The sequence below is a fragment of the Variovorax sp. WDL1 genome, assembly GCF_001541225.1.
GTDB lineage: Bacteria > Pseudomonadota > Gammaproteobacteria > Burkholderiales > Burkholderiaceae_C > Variovorax.
Genome location: NZ_LMTS01000027.1, coordinates 52,611 through 78,645 on the forward strand (window position 1 = coordinate 52,611; position 26,035 = coordinate 78,645).

Below are 26,035 nucleotides of genomic sequence, written 5' to 3' on the forward strand. Positions count from 1 at the left end.
AATGAATGAATCAAGCCGTATCGGCGTCGTCCGGCGCTGCCGCCGACAGCGAGGGCACCGGCAAATCGCTCAGCGCCTCCGCCAGCGCGGCCCGGCAACGCGCCTCGTCGCCGAGCTGCTCGAAGAGCAGCAGGACGAGTCGCGCGAGGAAGAGCGATTCTCGCTCGGCGCCGGCTTCGCTGATGGCGCGGGCGCATTCGGCGTAGAGCCGGTCGCGTGCCTCGAAGCTCAGGGCAGTCATGCGGCCTCCTTCGTGGCCAGCGCCGATGCACGTGCCAGGGCTTGCGCCAGTGCCCCGGGCGGCACGCGGCGCCAACGCGCGGCCACATGGCCGTCGGGGCGCAGCAGGTAGACCGCGCCCTCTTGCGCGCCCAGCGCTTCGAACACCGGGCCATGCGCCGCGGAAGGCGGCAGCGTGCGCAGCACGGCCTTCAGCGGACCGGCCTGCGCGGCGGCAAGCTCGGCCTCGAAGGCGGGATCCAGGCGCTCGATGTTGAGCACGAGAACGGTGAACTGCGGGCCCAGCCAATCGGTGAGATGCAACCCCGGCCCCAGCGGCTGCTCGGGCAGGGTCTCGCCGGGCCGGGGCCCGCCGGGTAGCGCATCGCTCTGGCTGGACAGCGCGGAATCCTCGTAGTGCACCGCTTGCGTCTGCCGCGGATTGATCAGGTTCGCGATGCCGCGCTGCGCGCCCGCCAGCGACAGCGCCGCCTCGCGCAGCAGATCGAAGCCGCGCGAGGGCGGCGACATGAACTCGGTGCTGCGCATCGCACTCTCGGCATTGATGTGGAAGGCTGCGATGCGCTCCTGCGAATAGCTGTCGAGCAGCGCATCGCCGGACACGCCCCGCGCCACCAGCGCCAGCTTCCAGGCCAGGTTGTCGGCATCGTCGAAGCCCGAGTTGAGGCCGCGCACGCCGAAGATCGGCATTGCATGCGCGGCATTGCCGGCGAACAGCACGCGGCCGTGGCGGTAGCTCTCAAGCGTCATGGCGCCGGCCCGGTAGACCGAGGTCCAGACCGTCTTCCAGGGCAGGTGGCCTTCGCCGATGGCGTCGAGGTGGCGCTGCACGAACCCGGCCACCGCGTCGGGCTTCAGCGCCTCCTCCGTGCTCTGGCCGGCGCGCAACTGGTAGTCGATGCGCCAGATGTCGTCGGGCTGGCGGTGCATCAGCACTGTCGAGCCGGGGTTCCACGGCGGGTCGAACCAGGCGCGGCGCTCGGTCGGGTGCGTGCTGTGCAGCTCGATGTCGATGATCACGTAGCGGCCTTCATAGGCCGTGCCCTCGAGGTTGAGCCCGAGCGACTTGCGCACGAAGCTCTGGCCGCCGTCGCAGCCGACCAGCCACCCGGCGCTCAGCGCATAGCTGCCCAGCGCATTGCGCACCTGGAGCGAGACGCCGTCGGCCTCCTGCGCGAGGCCGGTGAGCTCGGTGCCCCAGCGGATGTCGATCAGCCCCGGCTCGGCCGCGTTGCGGCGCACGATCTCGTCCAGCAGGTACTGCTCGATGTAGTACTGCTCGAGGTTGATCATCGGCGGCAGCTTCTGCCGCTCGTCGTGCGGCATCTCGAAGCGGAACACCTCTTCGGTCTTGTAGAAGCTGCGCCCGCCGGTCCAGGGCAGGCCCTTGGCCAGGAACGATCGGACCGCGCCCAGCCGCTCGACGATCTCCAGGCTGCGGCGCGAGATGCAGGCCGCGCGGCTGCCGACGCAGACGGTGTCGTCGGCCTCCAGGATCACGCTGCGCATGCCGTGGTTGGCCAGGCCCAGCGCCAGCGCCATGCCGACCGGGCCGCCGCCCGCGATCACCACCGGATGGCGGCCGCCCTCGACCCCGTTCTCGAGCGGGGGCAGCAAGGGCGCGAAACGGGCATAGCGGAAGTCGCCGACCGGCGGCGGCAAGGCGCCGCCTGCGGGCGGCAGCGGGCCGGTGGCGGCATCGCCAGGGCGCGCGGCCGGCGAGGACAGGACTGCGGTGTTCATGCGAAGGGATTGTCCCGATGCGTCGCGGTCGGCGATGTCCTAACTTCGTACGACGTGTTAACCCTGAGACGCCCATGAGGCGCTGGCCCCTGAACAGCGCGCAAGAGCGCCTGCTCGCGACTCCCGTGGTCAGCGGCGTGCTCGGCGGCATCGGCACGCCTCACCTGGCAGCCAGCTACCTGGGCGCCATGCATCGGGTGCTGCCGGTGACCTTCTGCACTGTCTTCACCGTGAGCGCAGCCGGCCGCATCGAGACCGTGTCGGCCGCGAGCAGCTACGGCAGCACCGCCGAGCGCACGGCCGAGCGCTATGTGGCCCAGCGCTTCGACCGGCTCGATCCGAACATGGTGTGGCTCGCGGCCCGCAAGCTGCCCAAGCGGCCCCAGCTCTGGATGGGGCACCAGGTCGCCGAGGAGGTGGCGGACCCGGCCTACCGCGCGGCCTGTTATGGCGACGTGGGCATCCGCGAGCGCGTTTCGGTGCTGTTGCTATTGCCGACCGGGCAACGCACGGCGGTGAGCTTCTACCGCAGCCTGGCGCAGCCCGAGTTCGGCGACGCGGACTTCGCGCTGCTGGAAGTCCACGCGACGCTGCTGGCCGATGCGACCCTCGCGCACGGCCGCAGCGCGATGGCCGCCCGCGAGGCGGCCGAACCCACACTGAGCACGCGCCTGCTCGCACTCAGCCTGCGCGAACGCGAGGTCGTCGGCCATTTGCTCGCCGGCAGGACCGCCAAGGAGACGGCGCGCGAGATCGGCGTCGAACTCACGACGGTGCGGACCCACCAGTACCGGGCGTTTCGGCGATTGGGAATCAGAGGCCTGAAAGATCTGCTGCGCGGCGGTTCGGCTTGATGTGTCGCCAAAATCCAAGATCTGCGACACATCCCCGACCTCATGTCGCTGTCAACGACATGAACTGATTGTCATGTCGCTGAAACGAACAAATTGCGACACGTTCGGTTGACGTGATGCCGCCAGCGACATATGCTGAAGTCATGTCGCCAAATCCGTCTTTTTCGAACACGACAGCGCAGTCACCCTGGAGTCCCGACAGGCCTTATGTTGAACTGCCTCAATTGCCACCCTCCCGCGACTTGGAGACCAAGGCGATTCTCAAGCAGTGCATCACGGCTCGCGCTGCATTGGCCGAGCTCAAGCAGGCGGCCGACCTGATCCCGAATCCGGCCGTGCTGATCAACACGATCCCGCTGCTGGAAGCCAAGGACAGTTCCGAAATCGAGAACATCGTCACCACCACTGACCGCCTCTTTCGCCACGCGGACAGCCACGATAGCCAAGCCGATCCGGCCACGAAAGAGGCCCTTCGCTGCAGAACGGCGTTGCATCAGGGCTTCCGCTCGCTGGAAGATCGTCCTTTGTGCATACGCACCGCGGTCGAGATCTGCACGACCATCAAGGGCGTCGAGATGGACATCCGCTGCACGCCCGGCACGCAGCTCGTCAGCGACCGCAACGGCGAGAGCATCTACACACCGCCGGAGGGCGAGGCGCTGCTGCGCAAGCTGCTGGCGAACTGGGAGCGCTTCCTCCAGGACGAGCGCGAGCTCGATCCCCTGATCCGCATGGCCGTGGGCCACTACCAGTTCGAAGCAATCCATCCGTTCACCGATGGCAACGGCCGCACCGGCCGCGTGATCAACATCCTGCTCTTGATCCAGGAGAAGCTGCTGACGCTGCCCGTGCTCTACCTGAGCCGCTACATCATTGCGCACAAGACCGACTACTACCGGCTGCTGCAGAAAGTCACCAGCGAGCAGGCCTGGGAGGAATGGGTGCTCTACATGCTGCGCGCGGTGGAAGAAACCGCGCTATGGACCACGGGAAAAATCGCCGCGATTCGAAGCCTGGCGGAGCACACCACCGAGCACGTGCGCGAGAGGCTGCCCAAGATCTACAGCCGCGAACTCGTCGAGACGATCTTCGAGCAGCCTTATTGCCGCATCGGCAACCTGGTCGACAAGCAAATCGCCCAGCGGCAGGCGGCCTCACGCTACCTGAAGGATCTGGTGGGCGCTCGGGTCCTGTCGGAAATCCAGGCGGGCAAGGAAAAGCTCTTCACGCACCCGAAGCTGATCCAGCTCTTGATGAGGGACGGCAACGACTTCGCGCCCTATGCGGGAGCGACATAGCGCGATCAGGGCGCCGCCACTTCCTGATCGATCGCCCCGAACACCGACTGCCCGTCCCGCCCCTTCATCTCGATGCGAATCGTGTCCCCGTACTTCATGAACTCGGTGGAGGGCTGCCCGTCCTGGATGGTCTCGATGCACCGCTTCTCGGCGATGCAGCTGTAGCCCTTGGGCCACTCCATCCGGCCGTTCTTCTCGATGCCCTTGTTGCTGACCGTGCCACTGCCCACGATGCTGCCGGCGCGCACGTTGCGCGTCCTGGCGATATGCGCGATCAGCTGGCCGAAGTGGAAGGTCATCTCCTCGCCGGCATCGCACATGCCGACCTTGCGGCCGTTCCAGCTGCTCTGCAGCGTGAGGTGCACGCGGCCGCCTTGCCAGGCCTCGCCCAGTTCGTCGGGTGTGACGGCGACCGGGCTGAACGCGGTGGCGGGCTTGCTCTGGAAGAAGCCGAAGCCCTTGGCCAGCTCGGCCGGGATCAGGTTGCGCAGGCTCACGTCGTTGGCCAGCATCAGCAGGCGGATGCCGTCGAGCGCCTGTTCGGGCGTGGCGCCCATCTTCACGTCGCCGGTGACGACGGCGACCTCGGCCTCGAAGTCGATGCCGAAGGCCTCGCTGGGCACCACGATGCGGTCGCACGGGCCGATGAAGTCGTCGCTGCCGCCCTGGTACATCAGGGGGTCGGTGTAGAAGCTCTCGGGCACCTCGGCGTTGCGCGCCTTGCGCACGAGCTCCACATGGTTGAGGTAGGCCGAACCGTCCGCCCACTGGTAGGCGCGCGGCAGCGGTGCCATGCACTGCGCGGGGTCGAAGGGGAAGGCGTGGCGGGCGCGCCCGGCGTTGAGGGCGTCCGACAGATCCTGCAGCTGGGGGCTGATGAAGCCCCAGTCGTCGAGCGCCTGCTGCAGACGGTTGGCGATGCCGGTGGCGTAGTGGGCGCTGGCCAGGTCGCGCGAAACGACGACGAGCTGGCCGTCGCGCGAGCCGTCTTTGAGAGTGGCGAGTTTCATGGATGAAGCGGGGTGCGGATGCCGGCGCGGCATCGCTGCTACTAAACTGATTGGACGGGCCGGCAGTGTACCGAGCTGAACCTTGGCAGCGGCCTCCCATCCACTCCCGATGCACCTGCGCCCCGCCGCTCCTGCCCTCCCCGGCGTCCCGCGCCCGCCGTGGCGCGCCCTGGCGCTGCTGGCTGCCGCCGTGCTGCTCGCGCACATGGCCCTGCTGGGCCTGGCGCCCCTGGCGGGAGGGCCGCATCCCTCGCCGCTGGCGGGCAGGTTCGTTACCCGAACCATCGTGATCGCCCCGCCGCCGGAGCCGCTGACGGCGCCAGCGCCAGAGCCGCCGGCCGCCTCCAAGCCAACCGCGCCCAAGCCCGCGCGGCCGCGGCCCGCGGCCCGGCGCGAGGCGCCCGCCGCGCCAACCCCGCCGCCTGCTGACAGCCCGGCGCCCGAACAGGCCGCCCCGGCCGAGGCCACGGTTCCGGCAGAGCCGCCCGCAGCAGAGGCGGCGCCCGAACCGGCTGCGGGCGCCCTTGCCGGCGCGGCCTCCAACGGTGCAGGTGCAGATGCCGGTTCCGGTGCCGATTCCGGCGCGGCCGCCACCGCGGGCCAGGCCGAGCCCCCGCAGCCGACGCATGTCCCGGGCTCGGTCCAGCTCGCCTTCGCGGTCACCGGCCAGATGGGAAGCGCGCCGATGCAAGGCGTGTTCGGCACCCTGGTCTGGCAGCAGGACGGCCAGCAATACGATGCCCAGCTGTCGCTGCGCTTTCTCTTCAAGACCATCCGCAGCCAGCACAGCAACGGCGTGATCGGCGCCGGGGGCATCGAGCCCGCGCGTTTCTCGGACAAACGCCGCACCGAGGTGGCCGCGCATTTCATGCGCGAACAGGGCCAGGTCGTATTCAGCAACAACGCGCCGAGCGTGCCTCTCCTGCCCGGCGCACAGGACCGGCTCAGCGTCATGCTGCAGCTCGGTGCCCTGATGGCCGGCGACCCGGCGCGTTATCCGCCTGGCGCGGCCTTCGCGATCCAGACCGTGGGCCCGCGCGATGCCGACCTCTGGATCTTCAAGGTCGAGGAGGACGAGCACCTCACGCTCCCGGCCGGCCAGTACAACGCCCGCAAGCTCACGCGCAACCCGCGCAAGCCCTTCGACGACAAGGTGGAGCTCTGGCTCGCTCCCGAGCTCGGCTACCTGCCGGTGCGGATACGGCAGACCCTGGCCAATGGAGATTTCGCGGATTTCCAGCTGCGCGATGCCCAGGGCGCGCGGCCCTGAAGCCGAACAAAGCACAAAAAATAAAGGCTCATGCCTACAAAACAATTGCGCTTATTGAAACTGGCGCGTTGATTGCTATCTAACGACCATGAACGCTATCGACATCCTCACTGGACCCGCCATGCAAATGCTTTACGACTCCGACTCCTTCGTCGTCGTGCACGTGCAGCCGACCGAAGGCGACACGCCGGTGGCGCCGAACATCCCCGTGCTCGCACGCCATGGCTTCGAGATCGTGGACAAGCGCTCCGGCAAGGAGGTCTACCTCGACGGCTCGTGGGCCGAACTGTTCCAGCAGCAGATCGCCGCATGGCAGGTCAACACCCCGACCCAGGAAGAGGTGGAAGACACGCTCGAGGGCTACGCCGAGCTCGCCCACACGCCCGTGCTGGTGCACTAAGCGCCGGGCTTCTTTTTCGCCCCATACAAACGGGCATACATCGGCCCGACGATCAGCAGCACGGCCACCAGCCGGCACACCTGGAAGGCCGTCACGACCGGCACCCCCAACTGAAGCACCTTGGCGGTGATCGCCATCTCGGCGATGCCGCCCGGCGAAGTGCCGAGAACCAAGGTGGCCGGATGCAGCCCGGTGCCCCAGGCCAGCAGCCAGGCGAAGCCGGCGCACAGGACGATCATCCCCAGGGTTCCCATCGCCACCGTGGCCAGCCAGAGCGGCGCCGTGTGCAGGAACTCGCGGCTGAAGCGCACGCCCAGGCTGACCGCGATCACCAGCTGGGCCGCGTTCGACAACCACGCCGGCACGGCCGAGAGCGACTCGCCCGCCACGGCGAAGCCCACGGACACCATCAAAGGCCCGATGAACCAGGGATTGGTGCGCCCCGCGAGCTGCATCGCCAGCCCGCCCATCCCGGTCGCCAGCGCCAGCAGGCCGAGCCCGACCCAGCGCACCTCGCGCGGCCCGGCCGCATGGAGTTCGAGCCCGTGGAGCCCGCTCCACTGCATGGCGAAGGGGATCGCCACCGTGACCAGCACCAGCCGCAGGCTGTGGGCTGCGGCCACCAGGTCGGTGCGCGCACCCGCCCGCTCGGCCAGCAGCGTCATCTCGGAGGCGCCGCCGATCGCGCCTGAGAAGTAAGTCGTGGCTCTCATGGAACGCGCCGGTACATGCGGCATGCGCTTGGCATGCACGGCATGCAACCAGCGGCCAAACAGCCAGCCCAGGCCAAGTGCCCAGGCGATCGCCAGCACGATGGCCCACCAGAGGCCGGCCACCAGCCCCACCATCTGGGGCGTGAAGTAGAGCCCCAGCGCCAGCCCGATCGCCCATTGCCCCGCGTTTCGCAGCGGCGTGTAGCTGGCCGTCGGCGCCCCGGCGATGGAAGCCAGCGAGACCGCCAGCAACGGTCCGATCATCCAGGGCAGCGGCGTGTGCAACGCGAGGCAGGCGCCGGCGGCCAAGAGCGCAAGCAACAGTGTCGCGAGGATGCGCAGCGTCGATCGAAGCGGGGGCACGGACAGGCGGAAGGGACGTTGGATGGCGACGCGGCGCGGCCGCCCTCGCGTAGTATGGCCCGATGCTGCATTGCCCCCTGCTCTCGCCCGGTTGGCTGCCGTCCCTGCTGGCCGCGGCGCTGCTCGCCGGCTGCTCGGCACTGGGGCCGGCCGATGCGCCGGTCGCCCGCCGCGCCATGGCCCTGCTGCCGGCCGATGCACTGCTGCTGGGCGAACAGCACGACGCGCCCGAGCACCACGCGATCGAGCGCGAGACGGTGGAGGCATTGGCCGCGCGCGGGCGCCTGGCTGCACTGGCGATCGAGATGGCCGAGCAAGGCGGCAGCACAGCCCACCTCGGCCCCGCCGCGACCGAAGCCCAGGTGCAGACCGCCCTCGGCTGGAACGAGAAGGCCTGGCCCTGGAGCGCCTACGGCCCCGCCGTGATGGCCGCGGTGCGCGCCGGCGTGCCGGTGCTCGGCGCCAACCTGCCGCGCGAGCGCATGAAGGACGCCATGGCCGACGTGTCGCTCGACGCGCAGCTTGGGGCCGAGGCACACAAGGCCCAGCAGGAGGCCGTGCGCAGCGGCCACTGCAACCTGCTGCCGGAGTCGCAGATCGGGCCGATGACGCGCATCCAGATCGCACGCGACCGCGCGATGGCGCAGACCATCGTCAAGGCGCGCGTGCCGGGCAAGACGGTGCTGTTGCTGAGCGGTGCCGGCCACACCGCCAAGGCGGTCGGCGTGCCGCAGCACCTGCCCAGCGATCTCGCGGTGAAGACGGTGCAGATGCACGCCGGCGACAGCCCGAACCCGCCGCGCGAGCCGGGCGCCTTCGATGCCGTGTGGCAGACGCCCGCGTTGCCGGAAAAGGACTATTGCGCGGCCCTCCGGGCGCAGACCGGGCCCAGGAGCTGAAGGACTCGCAAGACGCGAATGACGCGCCGATCCGGATTCAGGCGTTCTTCCGGATCGAGTCCGCCAGCGTGTTGACCAGCGTGTCGATGTGCGACTTCTCCACCACGAAGGGCGGCGCGATCACGATCACGTCGCCGGCCGGCCGCACCAGCGAGCCCTTGTGGAAGCAATCCAGGAAAATGTCATACGCACGCTTGCCCGGTGCGTCGGCGATCGGCGCAAACTCCACCGCCGCGGCCAGCCCGAGGCTGCGGATGCCGATCACGTTGGGCAGGCCCTTGAACGTGCCGTGGAAGGCATCGCCCAGCACCTTGCCCATCTCACCGGCGCGCGCGAAGAGCTTTTCCTGCTGCAGCAACTCGAGCGTCGCGATCGCCGCGGCGCAGGCCACCGGGTGGCCCGAGTAGGTGTAGCCGTGGAAGAATTCCACCACGTGCTCGGGGGCCGAGGTGTTCATCATCGTGTCGTAGAGCTTGTCGCGGCAGATCACGCCGCCCAGCGGGATCACGCCGTTGGTCACGCACTTGGCGAAGTTCAGCATGTCGGGCACCACGCCGTAGAAGTCCGACGCGAAGTTCGTGCCCATGCGGCCGAAGCCGGTGATGACCTCGTCGAAGATCAGCAGGATGCCGTGCTTGTCGCAGATCTCGCGCAGCTTCTGCAGGTAGCCCTTGGGCGGCAGGTACCAGCCCGCAGAGCCTGCTATCGGCTCCACGATGATTGCGGCCACATTGCTCGGGTCGTGCAGCGGCAGGATGCGCTGCTCCAGGTCGGCCAGCGCATCCTCGGCCCAGACCGGCTCCTCGTTGTGGATGTAGGCGTGATTCACCGGATCGTGGATGAAGCGCATGTGGTCCACCCGCGGCAGGAAGGCCGAGCCGAACACCTTGCGGTTGCCCGGGATGCCGCCCACCGACATGCCGCCGAAGCCCACGCCGTGGTAGCCCTTCTCGCGGCCGATGAAGACGTTGCGATGCCCTTCGCCGCGCGCGCGGTGGTAGGCCAGCGCCACCTTCAGCGAGGTGTCCGCCGCCTCGCTGCCCGAGTTGCAGAACAGCACCTTGTCGAGGTCGCCGGGCGCCATTGCGGCGATCATCTCTGCCGCCTTGAAGGCCTTGTCGTTGCTGACCTGGAAGGCCGTCGCGTAGTCGAGCGTGTCCAGCTGCTTCTTGATCGCCTCGTTGATGGGCTTGCGGTTGTGGCCCGCGCCCACGCACCAGAGCGAGGAGATGCCGTCGATCACCTTGCGCCCGTCGTGCGTGGTGAACTCCATGCCGTCGGCGGCGACGAAGACGCGCGGATCCTTGCGGAAATGGCGGTTGGGGGTGAAGGGCAACCACTGGTTGTCCATGCTGAAGTCGTTGTAGGCCATCTGGGTCGCTCCTGCAGGGTGGACGCTGGGGGAAGGGCATTTTGGCACCGGCCGCGTTCCTCGGCAGCCCTGCGACAATCCTGCCCCTTATGACCCCCGCGTACATCCTCACCCTTTCCTGCCCCGACCGCACCGGCATCGTCCACGCCGTGTCCGGCTTCCTGCTCGAGCGCGGCGGCAACATCGAAGAAGCGGCGCAGTACAACGACCACGGCACGGGCCTGTTCTTCATGCGCGTGCGCTTCGCCTGCGCCGACCACGGCGAAGCGGCGCTGCGCGAGCAGATCGGGGGCCTGGCTGCGAGCTTCGGCATGCGCTGGAAGCTGCACGTGGCGGCCGAGCCGATGAAGACGGTGATCCTGGTCAGCAAGGAAGGCCACTGCCTCAACGACCTGCTGTTCCGCTGGAAGAGCGGCCTGCTCTCGATCGACGTGCGCGCCATCGTCTCGAACCACCGCGACTTCTACCAGCTGGCCGCCAGCTACAACGTGCCTTTCCACCACATTCCGGTAACGGCCGCCACCAAGGCCCAGGCCGAGGCGAAGCAGCTGGAGATCATCGAGGCCGAGGGCGCCGAGCTGGTGGTGCTGGCGCGCTACATGCAGATCCTCAGCAACGACCTGTGCACCCAGCTCGCCGGCCGCGCGATCAACATCCACCACTCCTTCCTGCCCAGCTTCAAGGGCGCCAAGCCCTACTACCAGGCGCACGACCGCGGCGTGAAGCTGATCGGCGCCACCGCCCACTACGTGACGGCCGACCTCGACGAGGGCCCGATCATCGAGCAGGACGTGGAGCGCTCCGACCATACCGACACGGTCGAGGACCTCACCGCCCGCGGCCGCGACACCGAGACCCAGGTGCTGGCCCGGGCCGTGAAGTGGCACAGCGAACACCGGGTGCTGCTCAACGGGCACCGCACGGTCGTCTTCAAGTAGCACGCGCCGCGGCCCTTGCCGTAGAGTCGGGTCCATGAACGCGCCCACGACGACCACCCACCGCGGCCTGCTGCAGGCTTCCGAACGCCAGGCCGAGGTGGTCCGCGCACTGCAGGCACGCCTGCCCGCCCATGCACTGATCTGGCAGCCCGAGGACACCACGCCCTACGAATGCGACGGCCTCACCGCCTACCGCCAGCGCCCGCTGGCGGTGGCCCTGCCCGAGACCGAGGGGCAAGTGCAGGCCGTGCTCCAGACCTGCCACGCGCTCGGCGTGCCGGTGGTGGCGCGCGGCGCAGGCACCGGGCTCTCGGGCGGCGCGATGCCGCATGCGATGGGCGTCACGCTCTCGCTCGCCAAGTTCAACAACATCCTGAAGGTCGACCCGGTCAGCCGCACCGCCGTGGTCCAGTGCGGCGTGCGCAACCTCGCGATCAGCGAGGCGGCCGCGCCCTTCAATCTCTACTACGCGCCTGATCCCTCGAGCCAGATCGCCTGCACCATCGGCGGCAACGTGGCCGAGAACTCGGGCGGCGTGCACTGCCTCAAGTACGGCCTGACGCTGCACAACGTGCTGCGCGTGCGTGGCTTCACTGCCGAGGGCGAGGCGGTCGAGTTCGGCAGCGAGGCGCTGGACTGCGCGGGGCTCGACCTGCTGGCCCTTGTGGTGGGCAGCGAAGGCATGCTGGCCGTCACCACCGAGGTCACGGTCAAGCTGGTGCCCAAGCCGCAGTTGGCGCGCTGCATCATGGCCAGCTTCGACGACGTGCGCAAAGCCGGCGATGCGGTGGCGGCGGTGATCGCGGCCGGCATCATCCCGGCCGGCCTCGAGATGATGGACAAGCCGATGACGGCCGCGGTCGAGGACTTCGTGCGCGCCGGCTACGACCTCGAGGCGGCGGCGATCCTCCTGTGCGAATCCGACGGCACGCCCGAGGAGGTGGAGGAAGAGATCGGCCGCATGAGCGACGTGCTGCGGGCCTCGGGCGCAACCGGGATCTCGGTGAGCACGAGCGAGGAGGAACGCCTGAAGTTCTGGAGCGGGCGCAAGAACGCCTTCCCGGCATCGGGCCGCATCAGTCCCGACTATATGTGCCTCGATTCGACCATCCCGCGCAAGCGCCTGGCCGACATCCTGCTGGCGATCCAGCAGATGGAGATCAAGTACAACCTGCGCTGCTGCAACGTGTTCCACGCGGGCGACGGCAACCTGCATCCGCTGGTGCTGTTCGACGCCAACGACCCCGACGAGCTGCACCGCTGCGAGCTCTTCGGCGCCGACATCCTGGAGACCAGCGTGGCGATGGGCGGCACGGTATCGGGGGAACACGGCGTGGGCGTCGAGAAGCTCAACAGCATGTGCGTGCAGTTCACGGCCGCGGAAAACGAGCAGATGTTCGGGGTCAAGCGCGCCTTCGACCCGGCGGGCCTGCTCAATCCGGGCAAGACCATCCCGACGCTGCAGCGCTGCGCCGAGTACGGCAAGCAGGTGTTCCGTGCTGGGCAGCCGATGCCGCACGCCGAACTGCCCCGCTTCTGACGATGAAGGGGCTGCGCGGCCTGGCCTGGCTTCTGGTCCTGCAATCGATCGGCGAACTGCTGTCGCGAGGGCTTTCTCTTCCGCTGCCCGGACCTGTGCTGGGACTGGTTCTGCTGCTCGCCGCGCTCAGATTCGAGCCTGTGCGCGAGCCGGTGGCCGAATGCGCGAACTTCCTGCTCTCGCACCTGTCGCTGCTGTTCATCCCGGTCGGCGTGGGCGTGATGACGCACCTCGCACTGCTCGCGCAATATGGCGGCCGCATGCTGTTCGTGATCGTGCTGTCGACCTGGATCGGGCTGGCCGTGACGGCCACGGTGCTCTACTGGCCCGGTCGCAAGCGCGGCGGCGAGGCGGAGCGCTGACCCATGCCGCGCTTCGTCGAACTGTGGATCTATCTCTCGGCCACGCCGCTCTTCGGCCTCACGGCCACGCTGGTGACCTACCTGCTCGCGAATGCGGCCTACACGCGGCTGGGCAGCGCGCCCTGGGCCAATCCCGTGCTGTGGTCGGTGATCGCGCTGGCCGGCGGCCTGCTGGCGACCGGGGTGGACTACCCCAGCTATTTCGCGGGCGCGCAGTTCATCCATTTCCTGCTCGGCCCCGCGGTGGTCGCGCTGGCCTGGCCGCTGTGGCAACGGCGCGCCGAGCTCAAGGCGCGCTTCGGCCGGCTGCTGCTGGCGGCGCTGCTGGGCGGCATTGCCGCGAGCGCCTCGGCCGTGGCGCTGGCGTGGGTGGTGGGGCTGCCGCACGACGTGGTGCTTTCGCTGGCGCCCAAATCGGTCACCGCGCCGGTGGCCATGGGCATCTCGGAGAAGATCGGCGGCATCCCTGCGTTGTCGGCGGTGTTCGCGGTGCTGACCGGCATGATCGGCGCGCTCTCGGGCAAGTACCTCTTCGATGCCCTGCGCATCGGCACCGACCCCGACGGCTTCGCAGCGCGCGGCTTCGCGCTCGGCACGACCGCCCACGGCATCGGCGCCGCGCGCGCGCTGCACGTGGATGCGGATGCGGGGGCCTACGCGGGACTCGCGCTGGGGATGCAGGTGGTGCTGGCGGCGCTGCTGATGCCGCTGGTGTTCAGCATGCTTCGCTGAATGCTCCGCCAGAAGAAAAAACGCCCGCGACGCGGGCGTTTCCTTCTGGCTCGTATCAGCTGCGGTTCGGATTGTTGGGACGGTCGTCGCGGCGGTTGGGCACACCGTCGTTGTCGCGGTCGCGGTCGTAGCGGTTGGGCACGCCGTCGTTGTCGCGGTCACGGTCGTAGCGGTTCGGCACGCCGTCGCGATCGCGGTCCCAGCGGCCGCGGTTGTATTCCCAGCGCCCATCCCGCTCACGCCATCCCGGCGCACGGTAGGCATAGCCCGGCCGGGCGCGGACCCAGGCGCCGCGCACCCAGACGTGGCGCCCGCGCTGCCACTCGTAGTGGCCAGGTGCCCACACATAGCCACGGCGCGGCGGCGGCACGCGCTCGTAGCGCGGAGGCGGCGGCGGGGTCTGGATGATGATCGCGGGCTGGGCCTGCGCGGTGGTCGGGACCATCACGGCGGTGCCCACCGACAGGATCGACGCGGCGCCTACGGCAAGAGAAATCGCGAGTTTTTTCATGGGGATGCCCTCATGAGTTGTTGGAGCCTTCATCCTCCCGTGACCGTGTGAAGCGCGTGTAAGCCCGGCCCGCAGCCTTTTGTAAACGGGTGTCGCTTTTTGTTGCAAACGAGGGTGCTATTCGGTCAGCTCGCGCAGGTCGACTGCATCGCCCATGGCCGCATAGCCGGCAGGGCCGGGGTGCAGGTGGTCGCCGCTGTCGTACAGCGGATTCATGGCGGCAGGATCGGCGGCGTCGCGCAGCGCCTGATCGAAATCCACCACCGCATCGACGTCCTGGCGGCCGCGGATCCAGCGGTTCAGGGCCTGCCGGCGCAGCTCCTTCTCTTCGCTCCAATAGGCAGCGCCCTTGAAAGGCGTGATCGTGCCCAGCAGCACCTTCACAACCCGCTCGCGCGCCTGTCCTATCAGTTGCTGCAGCCCGGCTGCCAGCTGCTCGGTGCTGGCCGGGCGGAAGGCCGGCGACAGGCCCTGCATCGCAACCGGCAGGCTGACGCCGAGGTCGTTGATGCCGATGAGAATCAGCACGTGCGTCACGCCGCTCTGCCCCAGCGCATCGCGCCGGAAGCGATCGACGCCGCGCGGGCCCGTGCCGTCCACGAGCAGCCGGTTGCCGCCGATGCCGGCATTGATCACCGCGAAGCCGCCCTGCATGCCCGTCTGCTCGCGCAGGCGCTGGGCCAGCCGGTCCGGATAGCTCGCCGGCGAGACCTCACCGTTGCCGGTGCCCTGGGTGATCGAGTCGCCGAAGGCCACCACCACGCGCGGCGTGGCTTGCACGGCGATATCGAGACCCGTCACGATGTGTGCCATCGGCGAAGGGGTGGCGCCGCGCCAGTTGGCACGCATGACCGCAGCGTCCGGCGTCATCACCGTCGGGCCCAGCGCATGCACGGTGCCGAAGGGCGTACCGGCTGGTATCTGGTAGCTGACGGCCACCGTCCGGCCCGCCGGGATGGCAAGCGAAGCACCATCGCTCCAGACCTCGCGGCCGGGTGCGATCAGGACGCTGATCCGCCCTCCGAACCGCAGGCGCTGCAGGGTGGCCGGCGCCACTGCGTCGGCGCCGGCGGCGAGCCCCACGCTGGCCTCCATGATGCGCAGCGGCTGCCGTCCGAACAGGTTCGAGAAGCGCACGCGCACGCGCTCGCCGCCCAGGGCCGACACCACCAGCTGGCGCAGGCTCTGCCCTTCGAAGCGCTGCTGCCTGGCGGGCATCGCCGGCAAGCCTGGGAACAGCGGCGCCGGCAGGTAGTCGAGCGGCGCCGCGGCCCAGCTGGCGGCCCAGCGCGGCGCTTGCACCGCCTTCGGCTGCGCGCGCAGGGGTAGCGGAAGGGTGGCCAGCAGCCCCAGGCCCGCGCATCCCGCGAGCCCGGCCTGGGCGAATCGTCGTCGTGTCAACAGGTCCGTGCGCAAGCGGGGCAGTTTACGCAGGCCCTCGGGCGCCGGTGTGTCGGACGCCGGCGCGTGAGGGCTACCAGGTATCCACGAACGGCGTGGCCGCCCGCGGGGCCACCGCGGCCGAGGCAAGCCCGCGCACCAGCCAGGCGCGCGTGTCCGCCGGGTCGATCACCGCATCGATCTCCAGCGTCTGCGCCATGTGGATCGCCTCGCCGTTTGCATACTGCTGCGCCACCAGCTTCTTGAACAAGGCATCGCGCTCGGGTCCCTCGGCCGCGGCCTCGAGCTCCTTGCGAAAGCCCAGGCGCACCGCGCCTTCCAGCCCCATCGCACCGAACTCGCCGGTGGGCCAGGCCACGGTGAAGACCGGCGCGTCGAAGCCGCCGGCCGTCATCGCCTGCGCGCCCAGCCCGTAGCCCTTGCGCAGCACCACCGCGAAGTAGGGCACGCGCAGGTGCGAGGCCACCATGAACATGCGGCACACATGGCGCACCTGGGCCTGTGCCTCGATCTCCGGACCCACCATGAAGCCAGGTGTGTCGCACAGTGCGACCAGCGGCAGGCCGTGCGCGTTGCACAGCTGCATGAAGCGCGCGGCCTTGTCGGCGGCCTCGACGTCGATCGCGCCGCCGAGGTGGTGCGGATTGTTCGCGAGCAGGCCCACCGGCTTGCCTTCGATGCGCGCCAGTGCGGTGACGATGCCGGCGCCGAAGCCGGCGCGCAGTTCCAGCAGCGAGCCGGTGTCGGCCACGCCGCGCATCGCGGCGCGCACGTCGTACACGCGCATCCGGTTCTCGGGCACCACCTGGCGCAGCACGCGCGGGTCGGCACATTGCCAGCCCGGCGTCGGGCCCTGGAAATACGAGAGGTACTGCTTCGCCGCCGCCACCGCGGCTGCCTCGTCCTTCACGAGGAGGTCGATCACGCCGTTGCGCGACTGCACGGCACTGGGCCCGATCTGCTCGGGCGCGAAGGTGCCGAGCCCGCCGCCCTCGATCATGGCCGGCCCGCTCATGCCGATGTTGCTGGCCTCGGTGGCGATGATCACGTCGGCGCACCCCAGCAGTGCTGCATTGCCGGCAAAGCAGCGCCCATGCACGATGCCTACCACCGGCACATGGCCCGAAAGCGCCGCGAACTGCGTGAAGGTGTGATTGTTGAGGCCCGCGACGATCGGCATGTCGGTGTCGCCGGGGCGCCCGCCTCCGCCTTCGGCGAACAGCACCACCGGCAACTTCAGCCGGTGCGCGATGCCCAGCATGCGATCGGTCTTCTGGTGGTTGCGCAGGCCCTGCGTGCCGGCAAGCACGGTGTAGTCGTACGCCATGACCACGCAGCGCGACTTCTCCGGCCCGAACTGCCTCGCATTGATGCTGCCGATGCCGGTCACCATGCCGTCGGCCGGCGTGTTGGCGATCAGGTCCTCGAGCGGGCGGCGGCGCGTCTGCGCCGCGATCGCGAGTGCGCCGTATTCATTGAAGTTGGCCGGCTCCTCGGCCAGGTCGCAGAGGTCCGCGATGTTGGCGCGCGCAGTGCGGCTGCCCTGGGCCTGGCGCTTCGCGACCGCGGCGCCGCGGTTGGCGTCGAGCGTGAAGGCGTGGCGATCCATCACCTTCTGCAAGTCCGGCCGGACCGCATCGAGGTCCTGCTCGGGATGCGACTCGGCCTCGGTGGCCTGCGCATCCACCGGCTCGAGCCGCAGGAGCGACTGGCCCTCCACAAGATAGTCGCCGGGCGCGGCAAGCAGCGCCACCACGCGGCCTGCAGCAGGCGCATGCAGCAGATGTTCCATCTTCATGGCCTCGAGCACGCCGAGCTGCGCACCGGCCGGCAGGATGTCACCGACCTCGACCTCGAACTGCACCAGACGTGCCGGCATCGGGGCCTTGACCACCAGGCCGCCCCCGTCCTCCTGCGGCGGCACCGCCTTCGGCTCGACCGCCGGCGGCTGGGCCGCCTCGGCGGCCGCCGCATCGATGCGCGAGGCCGCCGCGAGCAGGTCGGAAAGGTGCTCCTCGACGAAGCGGGTGTGCAGCTTCTGCGTCGCAAACTCCGGCCGCTCGCCGATCGCACGCAGCAGCGCAAGGTTGGTCGCGATGCCCTCGATGCGGCATTCCTCCAGTGCGCGCAACGAACGCCGCAACACGTCGTCGAAGCGCGGCGAGGCGTGATGCACGATCAGCTTGGCGAGCAGCGTGTCGTAGTGCGGCGAGGGCGCGAGCCCCGTAAAGCCGTGGGTGTCGACGCGCACGCCGGGGCCGGCCGGCAGATCGAAGCGCGACAGCACGCCCCCGGCCGGACGCGCCTGGCCCTGAGCGTCGAGTGTCTCGGCGTTGAGACGCCATTGCACCGCGAAGCCGCGCTGCGCCGCGCTGCGATCGGCTTCGATGCCGAGTTCATCGAGCCGCAGCCCTGCCGCGACGCCGATCTGCAACTGCACCAGGTCGAGCCCGGTCACCGCCTCCGTCACCGTGTGCTCGACCTGCAGGCGTGGATTGGCCTCGATGAAGACGAAGGGCAGGCTCGTCGATTCCTCGTCCACCAGGAATTCGAAGGTGCCCAGGCCGCGGTAGCCCACGGCCTTCGCCATCCGCAGCGCGGCCTGCGTCAGGCGCTCGCGCAATGACGTCGGCAGCGAAGGGCTGGGCGCGATCTCGACCAGCTTCTGGAAGCGCCGCTGCAGCGTGCATTCGCGCTCGCCCAGGCTGGCGACCGCGTGGCCGTCGCCCAGCACCTGGATCTCGATATGGCGCGCGTGGCGCATCAGCCGCTCGACGTACACGCCCTCGACGCCGAAGGCAGCCTTGGCCTCGGACATGCAGCGCGCGTGCGCTTGCGGCAGATCGGACGCGCTCAGCACGGCGCGCATGCCGCGCCCGCCGCCCCCGCCGATGGCCTTGACCATGATCCCCGCCGCGTCCGCTTGCTGCGCGGCGAAGAAGGCCTGCGCCTGGGCGAGCGTCACGGCACCGGCGCTGCCCGGCATGACCGGCACATCGCATCGCTGCGCCAGCGCGCGCGCACGCGCCTTGTCCCCGAAGAGCGCGAGCTGGTCCGGCGCAGGGCCGATGAAGCACAAGCCAGCGTCCGCACAGGCTTGCGCGAAGTCGGCGCGCTCGCTGAGAAAGCCGTAGCCGGGGTGCACGGCATCGCAGCCCTCGGCCCGCGCGATCCCGATCAGCGCCGCGCCGTCGAGATAGGCCGCAGGCCCGGTGAGGCCGAGCGGAACCGCCGTGTCGGCCAGTTGAACGTGCAGGGCCGGGGCATCGTCCTTCGCATGGACGGCCACGCTCGCGATGCCCAGGTCGCGCAGCGCGCGCACCAGCCGCACCGCGATCTCGCCGCGATTGGCCACAAGGATCTTGTTGAACAACGGACGGCCTTTCAAGGGTGGTCTTTCAGCAGCCGGCGCAGCACCTTGCCGGCGCCCGTGGTGGGCAGCGCATCGATGAAGCGCACCGTGCGCGGCGCCTTGTAGGGCGCCATGTTCTCGCGCGCCCAGGCGACCAGCGCGTCGGCGTCGAGCTCGGCGCCCGCCTTGCGCACGATGAAGGCCTTGACCACCTCGCCCTTCTGCGCATCGGGCTCGGCGATCACCGCCGCCTGCGCCACGGCCGGGTGCTTGATGAGGATGGTCTCGACCTCCTCGGGGAAGACGCTGTAGCCCGAGACCTTGATCATTTCCTTGAAGCGGCCGATGAAAGTCAGGTAGCCATCGGCATCCAGCTTGCCCATGTCGCCGGTGTGCACCCAGCCGCTTCGCAGCGTCGCGGCGGTGGCTTCCGGCTTGTTCCAGTAGCCCTTGAAGCTGCCGGGGCTGGTGAGCACGATCTCGCCGATCTCGCCCACGGGCCGATCAGCGCCGGTATCGGGGTCGATGATCCGGATGGTGACGCCCGGCACCGCGATCCCTTGCGTTCCCCAGCGCGGCGCATGGTGCGGCGTGTAGGTGTCGCAGGTGTGGGTCTCCGACAAGCCATAGGCCGCCTCGAAGGAAGCGCAGTTCTTCGCAAGGCCGCGCCACTGCGCGGCCAGGGGCTCGGTAAAGGTGATGCCGAAGCTGGTGACCGGATTCATTCGCAGGCTGGACAGGTCGAAGCCCTCGATGCCCTCCACCTGCATGCATGCCACGTTCATCGGCGCGATGCTGTACCACCAGCTGACCCGGTAGCGCTCGATGGCCTGGAGCACTGAGCGCGGCTCGAAGCGGTGCAGCAGCACCGAGGTGGCGCCGGTGAGCACCGGCACGTTGACGCCCATCAGCATGCCGGCGATGTGATAGAGCGGCGCGATGGACAGCAGCACATCGCTCCCGGCCACGCCATTGCAATCGGCGGCGGCGCGGGTCTTGAAGAGCGCATTGCCGTAGCTCAGCATCGCGCCCTTGGGCAGGCCAGTGGTGCCGGAGGTGTAGGTCATCAGGGCCACGTCGTCCATCGACAGCGCGACAGGCGCCGGGCGCGCGCCGCTCTTCATGACGGCCAGGAGGTCCTCGCATCCCTGCGGCACGAGCCGCGGCTCGCGTTGCGCCGCGGCCAGGTCGCCTGGAACGTCGAGCGTGGGCGCCTGCGGCAGCAGGTCGGCGTAGTGCACCACGAACACGTGCGCCAACGCACTCTGGCCACGCACCTTGTCCACCACCGGCAGCAGCGAGGAGGCCGCGACGATCACCCGCGCGTTCAGGTCGTTGACCTGGTAGGCCAGTTCGTGCTCCTTGTTGAGCGGACCGCTGGGGCAGACGATCGCGCCGATCTTCTGGATGCCGTAGTGCGCCGCGAGGTACTGCGGGCAGTTGTTGAGGAAGAGCACGACCGGGTCGCCCTTCTTCACGCCGATCGCCTGCAGGCGCGCCGCGAAGGCATCGCTCGCTGCGTCGAGCTCGGCGTAGCTCATCGAATGACCGTACCAGATGCATGCCGGATGGTTGCCGCGCTCGCGCGCATGCGCGCGCAGGTACTCGTGCAGGGGCTGCTCGGGGCGATCGGGGAGCTGGGTCAATGTCTCCATGGCGTCACTCTCACAGGGTTATCGATAGGACTGGCCGCTTGCCAAGGCTCCATGGTGCTCCAACAATCCTACCCATGGGTATAACCTCGGCGACACCGCACAAACCCTCTGGGCGCACCGACCTGCCGCAGGGCACCGGCCGCCAGCGCGCGGCCACCGCGGGGACCGACGTCCAACGCGAACGCATCCTGCAGGCCGCTGCGCAGCTCTTCGCCGCGCAGGGCTACGCCAACACCACCATGACGCAGATCGTGCGGGCGCTCGACGTCACCAAGCCCTTCGTCTATTACTACTTCCGGGACAAGCAGGAGATCTTCGAGACGCTCTCGTGGCAGCCCACGGTCGATTGCTTCACTTCGCTGGACTTCGCCGAAGGCGACCCGCGGCCAGCGGTCGAGAAAGTGAAGGAAGGCATCGAGCGCCTGATCCGCGCCACGGTGGCGCATCATCCCTGCGCCTTCTTTCCCTACCGCGAGCCACAGGTCTACCGCCCCGAGTATGTCGCTGCGCAGAAGAAGCTGGCGCACCACTTCTACGATCGCCTCTGCCCCTTGCTCGAAGAAGCGCGGCGCGATGGCGACCTGGACTTTCGCGAAACCAAGATCACCGCGCTGGCCGCGCTCAGCCTCCCCGGCTTCCTCTACAGCTGGTACCGGCCCGAAGGCCGCCTCTCGTCGGAGGAGGTGGTGACCGAGCTGACGCAGCTCTCGTGGCGCGTACTGGGCCTGCGCGAGCGTGCTGGCTGACCGGCCCGCGCGCCCTTCCCTTCCTTCCACCCCCAACTTCCGAGACAAGCCATGAAGTCCATTTTCGCGTTCGCGCCTCTGGCTGCCGCCGCAGTGCTAGCCGCCGGCGCCGCACAAGCCCAGCAGACCTACAAGATCGCCTACATCGACCCGCTCTCGGGCCCTTTCGCGAACGTCGGCGAGCTGATGCTCACGCACACGCAGTACGCGATCGAGGACATCAATGCCAAGGGCGGCGTCCTCGGCGGCACCAAGCTGCAGCTGCTGCAGTTCGACAGCAAGCTCTCGGCGCAGGAGAGCCAGAGCGCCCTGCAGGCTGCGATCGACCAGGGCGCCCAGGCGATCGTGACCGGCGGCTCGGGCTCCTCGGTGGTGACGGCGCTGGTGCAGTCGGTCAACCGCTGGAACCAGCGCAATCCGGGCAAGGAGCTGCTCGTGCTCAACCACTCCTCGATCGACCCCGAGATGACGGGCAAGGCCTGCAGCTTCTGGCACTTCCAGACAGAGGCCAACACGGCGATGAAGATGAAGGCGCTGGCCAACTACATCAAGAAGACGCCTGAGATCAGGAAGGTCTACCTGCTCAACCAGGACTACGCACATGGCAAGCAATGGGCCAGCTACGGCCGGCAGCTCGTCGGGCTGGCGCGGCCCGACATCCAGTTCGTGGGCGAAACGCTGCACCCCATCGGGCGCGTGAAGGACTTCTCGCCCTACCTCGCCAACGTGCGCCAGGCCGGCGCCGAGTCGGTGATCACCGGTAACTGGGGACAGGACATGACGCTGCTCCTCAAGGCCGCGGGCGATGCGGGCTACGACCTGCACTATTTCAACCACAGCGCGGGCTCGGTGCCCGGCACGGTGCTGGCGGTGTCGCAGGCCAAGCTGGGCAAGCTCACCTGGGTGGCCGAGTGGCATCCGGGGCAGGCCGACCGGCCGAAGGCCGATGCGCTGGCCAAGGCCTACAAGGCCAGGACCAGCAAGGACTTCCTGGCGCCACGCATAGAGCTCACACCGCGGCTGCTGGCAGCCGCCATCAACAAGGCCGGCAGCACCGACACCACCAAGGTGGCGCGCGCCATGGAAGACATCAGCCTCGATTCGGTGGTCGGCCCCGTGCGCATGCGCGCCGAGGACCACCAGCTCCTGCTGCCGCAGGTGGTCAACACCATCGCGCCCGTGGATGGCAAGGCGGTGAAGGTGGGCTGGGAAGGCACGAACTACGGCTTTCGCACCGATGCGGTCTATACGGGCAACGAACTGGCGCAGGGCACGGAGTGCAAGATGGTGCGGCCCGCGTCCTGAACTCCTTGCGCTAAGGGATAGCCCTGCCTGCCGCGTGCGGCGGCATCGAGATACTGCGATGTCGCTCGCAAAGGGCTGACCAGGAGGTCGAAGAACACCATGGCAGGCAAGAACCCGCTCCATCCGATCCCGCACCCCGCGAGAAAGCCATTCGTCGGCAACCTCCTGTCGATCGGCTCCGAGTCGCCGGTGCTCGACATGTGGAGGATCGCGCAGGAGCTGGGCCCGATCTACTGGCTGGACATGCCGGGCATGCCGGTGATCGTGGTCTCCTCGGCGGAGCTGGTCGACGAGCTGTGCGACGAGAAGCGCTTCGACAAGAGCACCAAGGGCACGCTGCGCCGGCTGCGCGCGCTCTCGCATGGGCTCTTCACCTCCGACACGCACGAGTCGACCTGGTCCAAGCCGCACAACATCCTGCTGGCCAATTTCAGCCAGCGCGCGATGCAGGCCTACCACCCGATGATGCTTGATATCGCGGAGCAGCTGGTGACCAAGTGGGAGCGCCTGAACTTCGACGAGGAGGTGGACGTAGTGCGCGACATGACCGCGCTCACGCTCGACACCATCGGCCTGTGCGGCTTCGGCTACCGCTTCAACTCCTTCTATCGCGAGGGCTTCCACCCCTTCGTCGACGCGATGGTGCGCACGCTGGAGACGGTGCAGAACCGGCGCGGCATTCCGCTCGAGGAGCTGATGCTGAAGAAGCAGCTGGCGCAGCAGCGCAAGGACATCCGCTACATGCACACGATGGTGGAGAACATCATCCAGGAGCGGCGCGAGAGCGGGGCAGACATCGCGACCAAGCCCGACCTCCTGAGCTACATGATCGCCGGCGTAGACAAGAAGACCGGCGAGCGGCTGGACGACCGGCAGATCCGCGACGAGTGCATCGAGTTCCTGATCGCGGGGCACGAGACCACGAGCGGGCTCTTGTCCTTCGCGATCCACTTCCTCCTCAACAACCCCGAGGCGATGGCGAGGGCGCAAGCCGAGGTCGATCAGGTGTTCGGCCCCGACCCTTCGGTGAAGCCGACCTACGCGCAGGTCAACCGCCTGGTCTACGTGCTGCAGGTGCTCAAGGAATCGCTGCGCATGTTCCCGACCGCGCCGGCCGTCGCGATGGCCGCCAAGGAAGACACGACCATCGGCGGCCAGTACACGATCAAGCGGCGCAACATGGTGATCCTGCACGCGCTGGCGCTGCACCGCGACAAGACAGTGTGGGGCGAGGACGCGGACCGCTTCAACCCTGACCATTTCAGCCGCGAGGCGGAGCGCGAGCGGCCTGTCAACGCCTTCAAGCCCTTCGGCAACGGGCAGCGTGCGTGCATCGGGCGCCAGTTCGCGCTGCAGGAGGCGGTGCTCACGCTGGGCATGATCCTGCAGCGCTTCGACCTGGTCGACCACACCGGCTACCAGCTCAAGATCCGCGAGGCGCTCACCATCAAGCCGGAAGGCTTCAGGATCCGTGCGGTGCCGCGCGATCCGGCCACGCGCGCGCGCGGCGATTTCTCCGCGTCGCAACTTGTGCAGGCGGCGGCCCCGCGGCCCGTCGCGGCCAAGCTGCAGGCCGCGCGCCATGGCACCTCGCTGCTGGTGCTGCAGGGCTCGAACCTCGGAACCGCCGAAGACCTGGCGCGCCAGCTCGCCGAGGCGGGCGAGATGCGCGGCTATTCGACCCAGCTCGCCTCGCTGGACGACTACGCCGAGCGGCTGCCCGCGACAGGCGCGGTCGCCATCGTCTGCGCCTCCTACAACGGCACGGCGCCGGACAACGCGGCCGAGTTTCATCGCTGGCTCGACGCTGCCGACGATTCGCTCAATGGCGTGCGCTTCAGCGTCTTCGGCTGCGGCAACACCGACTGGGCCTCCACCTACCAGGCGGTGCCACGGCGCATCGACGAACGCCTGGCCGCGCTGGGCGCCACATGCGTGCATGCCCGCGGCGAGGGCGACGCGCGCGAGGACATGGACGGAAGCTTCCAGGACTGGAGCGATGCGCTGTGGCCGCAGCTCGCCATGGCCTTCTATCTCAAGGACGCCGACTCCGCGCCCTTGGAGAGCGAGCCGCTCTACACACTGGAGGAGATGCCGCCGCCGCAGAAGAATGCGCTGGTCGATGCGCTCGGCGCAGTGGGCCTGCGCGTACTCGAGAACCGAGAACTGCAACGCAGCGGCGACGACCCCGCGCAGGACCGCTCCACGCGCCACGTCGAACTGCAACTGCCCGAAGGCGTGAGCTACCGCGCCGGCGACCACCTGAGCGTGGTGCCGCGCAACGGCGCGGCGCAGGTGGAGCGTGCCATGGCGCGCTTCGGCTTCGACCGCAAGGCCCACGTGCGGCTGCAGGCCGCGCCGGGGCGCAAGGCCGCGCTGCCGGTCGACGAAGTGATCGCAGTGGACCGGCTGCTGGGCGACTACGTCGAGCTGCAGGACGTGGCCACGCGCAAGCAGATTGCCCAGCTCGCGGCGAATACGCAATGCCCCTTCACGCGGCCCAGGCTGGAGGCCCTGTCGGGCGCCGACGAGGCCTCGGCTGCGCTCTACAGGAGCGAGGTGCTGCACAAGCGCAAGTCGGTACTCGACCTGCTGGAGGAATTCCCGGCCTGCCAGCCGCCCTTCGCGCTCTTCCTGGAAATGCTGTCGCCGCTCTCGCTGCGCTACTACTCGATCTCCTCTTCGCCGGTGGTCGATGACGGACGTTGCTGCATCACGGTGGGCGTGGTGGCCGGGCCGGCGCGCTCGGGGTTGGGAAAGTTCGAGGGCGTTTGCTCGAACTACCTGGCGCGCGCCGAGGCCGGCGAGCTGGTGCACGGCGTGGTGCGCGAAACCACGGCCGAGGGCTTCCGGCTGCCCGAAGATGCGCAGCAACCGCTGATCATGGTGGGGCCGGGCACAGGCCTCGCGCCCTTTCGCGGCTTCCTGCAGGAGCGCGAGGCGCAGATCGCCAAGGGCACGGCGCCCGGCGAGGCGCTGCTCTTCTTCGGCTGCCGCCACCCCGAGCAGGATTTCATCTACGCCGACGAGCTGAACGGCTGGGCCGAGCGCGGCGTCGTGCGGCTCTTCACCGCCTTCTCGCGCGCGAGCGAGCGCAAGGTCTACGTGCAGGACCGCATTCGCGAGCAGGGGGCCGAGATCTGGCGGCTGCTGGAGCAGGGCGCGATCGTCTATGTGTGCGGCGACGGCTCCCGCATGGAGCCCGACGTGCGGCGCGCGTTGTCCGACATCGCGCGCGAGCATGGGCAGGACGGCGATGCCTGGCTGGAGCGCATGATCGCCGACCGGCGCTACGTGCTTGACGTGTGGGCGGGCAACTGAGCCCCGCGCG

Annotated in this window: 21 protein-coding genes; 12 read left to right on the plus strand and 9 right to left on the minus strand. The window is 68.9% G+C overall.

Annotation, left to right across the window (positions count from 1 at the left end; all coding sequences use genetic code 11):
* Positions 1-10: 10 nt before the first annotated feature.
* Together APY03_RS05295 and APY03_RS05300 are read right to left on the minus strand one after the other, a co-directional pair.
* Complete coding sequence (locus APY03_RS05295) at positions 11-241, minus strand: DUF2783 domain-containing protein (RefSeq protein ID WP_068674637.1); 231 nt, start codon at positions 239-241, stop codon at positions 11-13.
* The gene (locus APY03_RS05300) at positions 238-1,983 is read right to left on the minus strand and encodes an FAD-dependent monooxygenase (RefSeq protein ID WP_068674639.1); all 1,746 of its coding nucleotides are present in this window, start codon (positions 1,981-1,983) and stop codon (positions 238-240) included. Before APY03_RS05300 ends, APY03_RS05295 begins: the two co-directional genes overlap by 4 nt.
* Before the next feature lie 74 nt (positions 1,984-2,057).
* On the opposite strand from APY03_RS05300, the gene APY03_RS05305 reads away from it, so the two are divergent.
* Positions 2,058-2,837 (plus strand): LuxR family transcriptional regulator, encoded by a 780-nt coding sequence (locus APY03_RS05305; protein WP_068674641.1) that lies wholly within the window; start codon positions 2,058-2,060, stop codon positions 2,835-2,837.
* 143 nt (positions 2,838-2,980) lie between these two features.
* The gene (gene fic, locus APY03_RS05310; protein ID WP_068674643.1) at positions 2,981-4,135 is read left to right on the plus strand and encodes a protein adenylyltransferase Fic; all 1,155 of its coding nucleotides are present in this window, start codon (positions 2,981-2,983) and stop codon (positions 4,133-4,135) included.
* 5 nt (positions 4,136-4,140) lie between these two features.
* Here the strand turns inward: fic and APY03_RS05315 are convergent, their stop codons facing one another.
* Positions 4,141-5,145 (minus strand): fumarylacetoacetate hydrolase family protein, encoded by a 1,005-nt coding sequence (locus tag APY03_RS05315; protein WP_068674645.1) that lies wholly within the window; start codon positions 5,143-5,145, stop codon positions 4,141-4,143.
* A gap of 109 nt (positions 5,146-5,254) precedes the next feature.
* Here APY03_RS05315 and APY03_RS05320 point away from each other — a divergent pair, with 109 nt between their 5' ends.
* The gene (locus tag APY03_RS05320; protein ID WP_068674647.1) at positions 5,255-6,415 is read left to right on the plus strand and encodes a DUF3108 domain-containing protein; all 1,161 of its coding nucleotides are present in this window, start codon (positions 5,255-5,257) and stop codon (positions 6,413-6,415) included.
* A gap of 121 nt (positions 6,416-6,536) precedes the next feature.
* Entirely contained in the window at positions 6,537-6,815 is a 279-nt protein-coding gene (locus APY03_RS05325) for a BTH_I0359 family protein (RefSeq protein WP_068674884.1), read from the plus strand.
* Here APY03_RS05325 and APY03_RS05330 read toward each other — a convergent pair.
* Positions 6,812-7,891 carry an AbrB family transcriptional regulator gene (locus APY03_RS05330; protein WP_083944171.1) on the minus strand — a complete coding sequence of 360 codons (1,080 nt, stop codon included), beginning with the start codon at positions 7,889-7,891 and terminating at the stop codon, positions 6,812-6,814. The two genes, APY03_RS05325 and APY03_RS05330, sit on opposite strands and share 4 nt — an antisense overlap.
* Before the next feature lie 62 nt (positions 7,892-7,953).
* Here APY03_RS05330 and APY03_RS05335 point away from each other — a divergent pair, with 62 nt between their 5' ends.
* Positions 7,954-8,790 carry a ChaN family lipoprotein gene (locus tag APY03_RS05335; RefSeq protein WP_068674649.1) on the plus strand — a complete coding sequence of 279 codons (837 nt, stop codon included), beginning with the start codon at positions 7,954-7,956 and terminating at the stop codon, positions 8,788-8,790.
* A 37-nt stretch (positions 8,791-8,827) separates the two neighbouring features.
* On the opposite strand, the gene APY03_RS05340 is transcribed toward APY03_RS05335, so the two are convergent.
* Complete coding sequence (locus APY03_RS05340) at positions 8,828-10,162, minus strand: aminotransferase class III-fold pyridoxal phosphate-dependent enzyme (protein WP_068674651.1); 1,335 nt, start codon at positions 10,160-10,162, stop codon at positions 8,828-8,830.
* Between the two features lie 89 nt (positions 10,163-10,251).
* Here APY03_RS05340 and purU point away from each other — a divergent pair, with 89 nt between their 5' ends.
* From purU to APY03_RS05360, 4 genes are read left to right on the plus strand one after another with little or no spacing between them, the layout of a single operon-like run.
* On the plus strand, positions 10,252-11,100 hold the full coding sequence (purU, locus tag APY03_RS05345) for a formyltetrahydrofolate deformylase (RefSeq protein WP_068674653.1): 849 nt from the start codon (positions 10,252-10,254) through the stop codon (positions 11,098-11,100).
* A gap of 34 nt (positions 11,101-11,134) precedes the next feature.
* On the plus strand, positions 11,135-12,640 hold the full coding sequence (locus tag APY03_RS05350; RefSeq protein WP_068674655.1) for an FAD-linked oxidase C-terminal domain-containing protein: 1,506 nt from the start codon (positions 11,135-11,137) through the stop codon (positions 12,638-12,640).
* A 2-nt stretch (positions 12,641-12,642) separates the two neighbouring features.
* A complete protein-coding gene (locus APY03_RS05355; RefSeq protein WP_068674657.1) occupies positions 12,643-13,002 on the plus strand; it encodes a CidA/LrgA family protein in 360 nt (119 codons plus the stop codon).
* A 3-nt stretch (positions 13,003-13,005) separates the two neighbouring features.
* Positions 13,006-13,734: an LrgB family protein gene (locus APY03_RS05360; RefSeq protein WP_068674658.1), complete on the plus strand. Its 729-nt coding sequence runs from the start codon at positions 13,006-13,008 to the stop codon at positions 13,732-13,734.
* A gap of 55 nt (positions 13,735-13,789) precedes the next feature.
* On the opposite strand, the gene APY03_RS05365 is transcribed toward APY03_RS05360, so the two are convergent.
* From APY03_RS05365 to APY03_RS05380, 4 genes are all read right to left on the minus strand, one after another.
* Positions 13,790-14,245: a YXWGXW repeat-containing protein gene (locus tag APY03_RS05365; protein ID WP_068674660.1), complete on the minus strand. Its 456-nt coding sequence runs from the start codon at positions 14,243-14,245 to the stop codon at positions 13,790-13,792.
* Positions 14,246-14,362: 117 nt separating this feature from the next.
* Complete coding sequence (locus tag APY03_RS05370) at positions 14,363-15,646, minus strand: SGNH/GDSL hydrolase family protein (RefSeq protein WP_146039272.1); 1,284 nt, start codon at positions 15,644-15,646, stop codon at positions 14,363-14,365.
* A gap of 73 nt (positions 15,647-15,719) precedes the next feature.
* Entirely contained in the window at positions 15,720-19,019 is a 3,300-nt protein-coding gene (locus tag APY03_RS05375; RefSeq protein WP_068674661.1) for a carboxyl transferase domain-containing protein, read from the minus strand.
* An 11-nt stretch (positions 19,020-19,030) separates the two neighbouring features.
* On the minus strand, positions 19,031-20,653 hold the full coding sequence (locus APY03_RS05380) for an AMP-binding protein (protein ID WP_068674663.1): 1,623 nt from the start codon (positions 20,651-20,653) through the stop codon (positions 19,031-19,033).
* A gap of 74 nt (positions 20,654-20,727) precedes the next feature.
* Between APY03_RS05380 and APY03_RS05385 the strand changes: the two genes are divergently transcribed.
* The 3 genes from APY03_RS05385 to APY03_RS05395 all read left to right on the plus strand — a co-directional run bounded on the left by APY03_RS05385 (position 20,728) and on the right by APY03_RS05395 (position 26,025).
* Complete coding sequence (locus APY03_RS05385; RefSeq protein ID WP_068674665.1) at positions 20,728-21,399, plus strand: TetR/AcrR family transcriptional regulator; 672 nt, start codon at positions 20,728-20,730, stop codon at positions 21,397-21,399.
* Positions 21,400-21,450: 51 nt separating this feature from the next.
* Complete coding sequence (locus tag APY03_RS05390; protein ID WP_068674667.1) at positions 21,451-22,704, plus strand: branched-chain amino acid ABC transporter substrate-binding protein; 1,254 nt, start codon at positions 21,451-21,453, stop codon at positions 22,702-22,704.
* A gap of 99 nt (positions 22,705-22,803) precedes the next feature.
* Positions 22,804-26,025, plus strand: coding sequence for a bifunctional cytochrome P450/NADPH--P450 reductase (locus tag APY03_RS05395; RefSeq protein WP_068674669.1), 3,222 nt, complete (start codon positions 22,804-22,806; stop codon positions 26,023-26,025).
* Positions 26,026-26,035: the final 10 nt, after the last annotated feature.

Bases quoted from the DNA above. Each gene is read 5' to 3' on its own strand.
- APY03_RS05315 (WP_068674645.1), bottom strand. From the start codon at position 5,145: ATGAAACTCGCCACTCTCAAAGACGGCTCGCGCGACGGCCAGCTCGTC.
- APY03_RS05355 (WP_068674657.1), top strand. From the start codon at position 12,643: ATGAAGGGGCTGCGCGGCCTGGCCTGGCTTCTGGTCCTGCAATCGATC.
- APY03_RS05395 (WP_068674669.1), top strand. From the start codon at position 22,804: ATGGCAGGCAAGAACCCGCTCCATCCGATCCCGCACCCCGCGAGAAAG.
- APY03_RS05350 (WP_068674655.1), top strand. From the start codon at position 11,135: ATGAACGCGCCCACGACGACCACCCACCGCGGCCTGCTGCAGGCTTCC.
- APY03_RS05360 (WP_068674658.1), top strand. From the start codon at position 13,006: ATGCCGCGCTTCGTCGAACTGTGGATCTATCTCTCGGCCACGCCGCTC.
- APY03_RS05380 (WP_068674663.1), bottom strand. From the start codon at position 20,653: ATGGAGACATTGACCCAGCTCCCCGATCGCCCCGAGCAGCCCCTGCAC.
- APY03_RS05305 (WP_068674641.1), top strand. From the start codon at position 2,058: ATGAGGCGCTGGCCCCTGAACAGCGCGCAAGAGCGCCTGCTCGCGACT.
- APY03_RS05385 (WP_068674665.1), top strand. From the start codon at position 20,728: ATGGGTATAACCTCGGCGACACCGCACAAACCCTCTGGGCGCACCGAC.
- APY03_RS05365 (WP_068674660.1), bottom strand. From the start codon at position 14,245: ATGAAAAAACTCGCGATTTCTCTTGCCGTAGGCGCCGCGTCGATCCTG.
- APY03_RS05390 (WP_068674667.1), top strand. From the start codon at position 21,451: ATGAAGTCCATTTTCGCGTTCGCGCCTCTGGCTGCCGCCGCAGTGCTA.
- APY03_RS05335 (WP_068674649.1), top strand. From the start codon at position 7,954: ATGCTGCATTGCCCCCTGCTCTCGCCCGGTTGGCTGCCGTCCCTGCTG.
- APY03_RS05340 (WP_068674651.1), bottom strand. From the start codon at position 10,162: ATGGCCTACAACGACTTCAGCATGGACAACCAGTGGTTGCCCTTCACC.
- APY03_RS05325 (WP_068674884.1), top strand. From the start codon at position 6,537: ATGCAAATGCTTTACGACTCCGACTCCTTCGTCGTCGTGCACGTGCAG.
- fic (WP_068674643.1), top strand. From the start codon at position 2,981: ATGTCGCCAAATCCGTCTTTTTCGAACACGACAGCGCAGTCACCCTGG.
- APY03_RS05300 (WP_068674639.1), bottom strand. From the start codon at position 1,983: ATGAACACCGCAGTCCTGTCCTCGCCGGCCGCGCGCCCTGGCGATGCC.
- purU (WP_068674653.1), top strand. From the start codon at position 10,252: ATGACCCCCGCGTACATCCTCACCCTTTCCTGCCCCGACCGCACCGGC.
- APY03_RS05320 (WP_068674647.1), top strand. From the start codon at position 5,255: ATGCACCTGCGCCCCGCCGCTCCTGCCCTCCCCGGCGTCCCGCGCCCG.
- APY03_RS05295 (WP_068674637.1), bottom strand. From the start codon at position 241: ATGACTGCCCTGAGCTTCGAGGCACGCGACCGGCTCTACGCCGAATGC.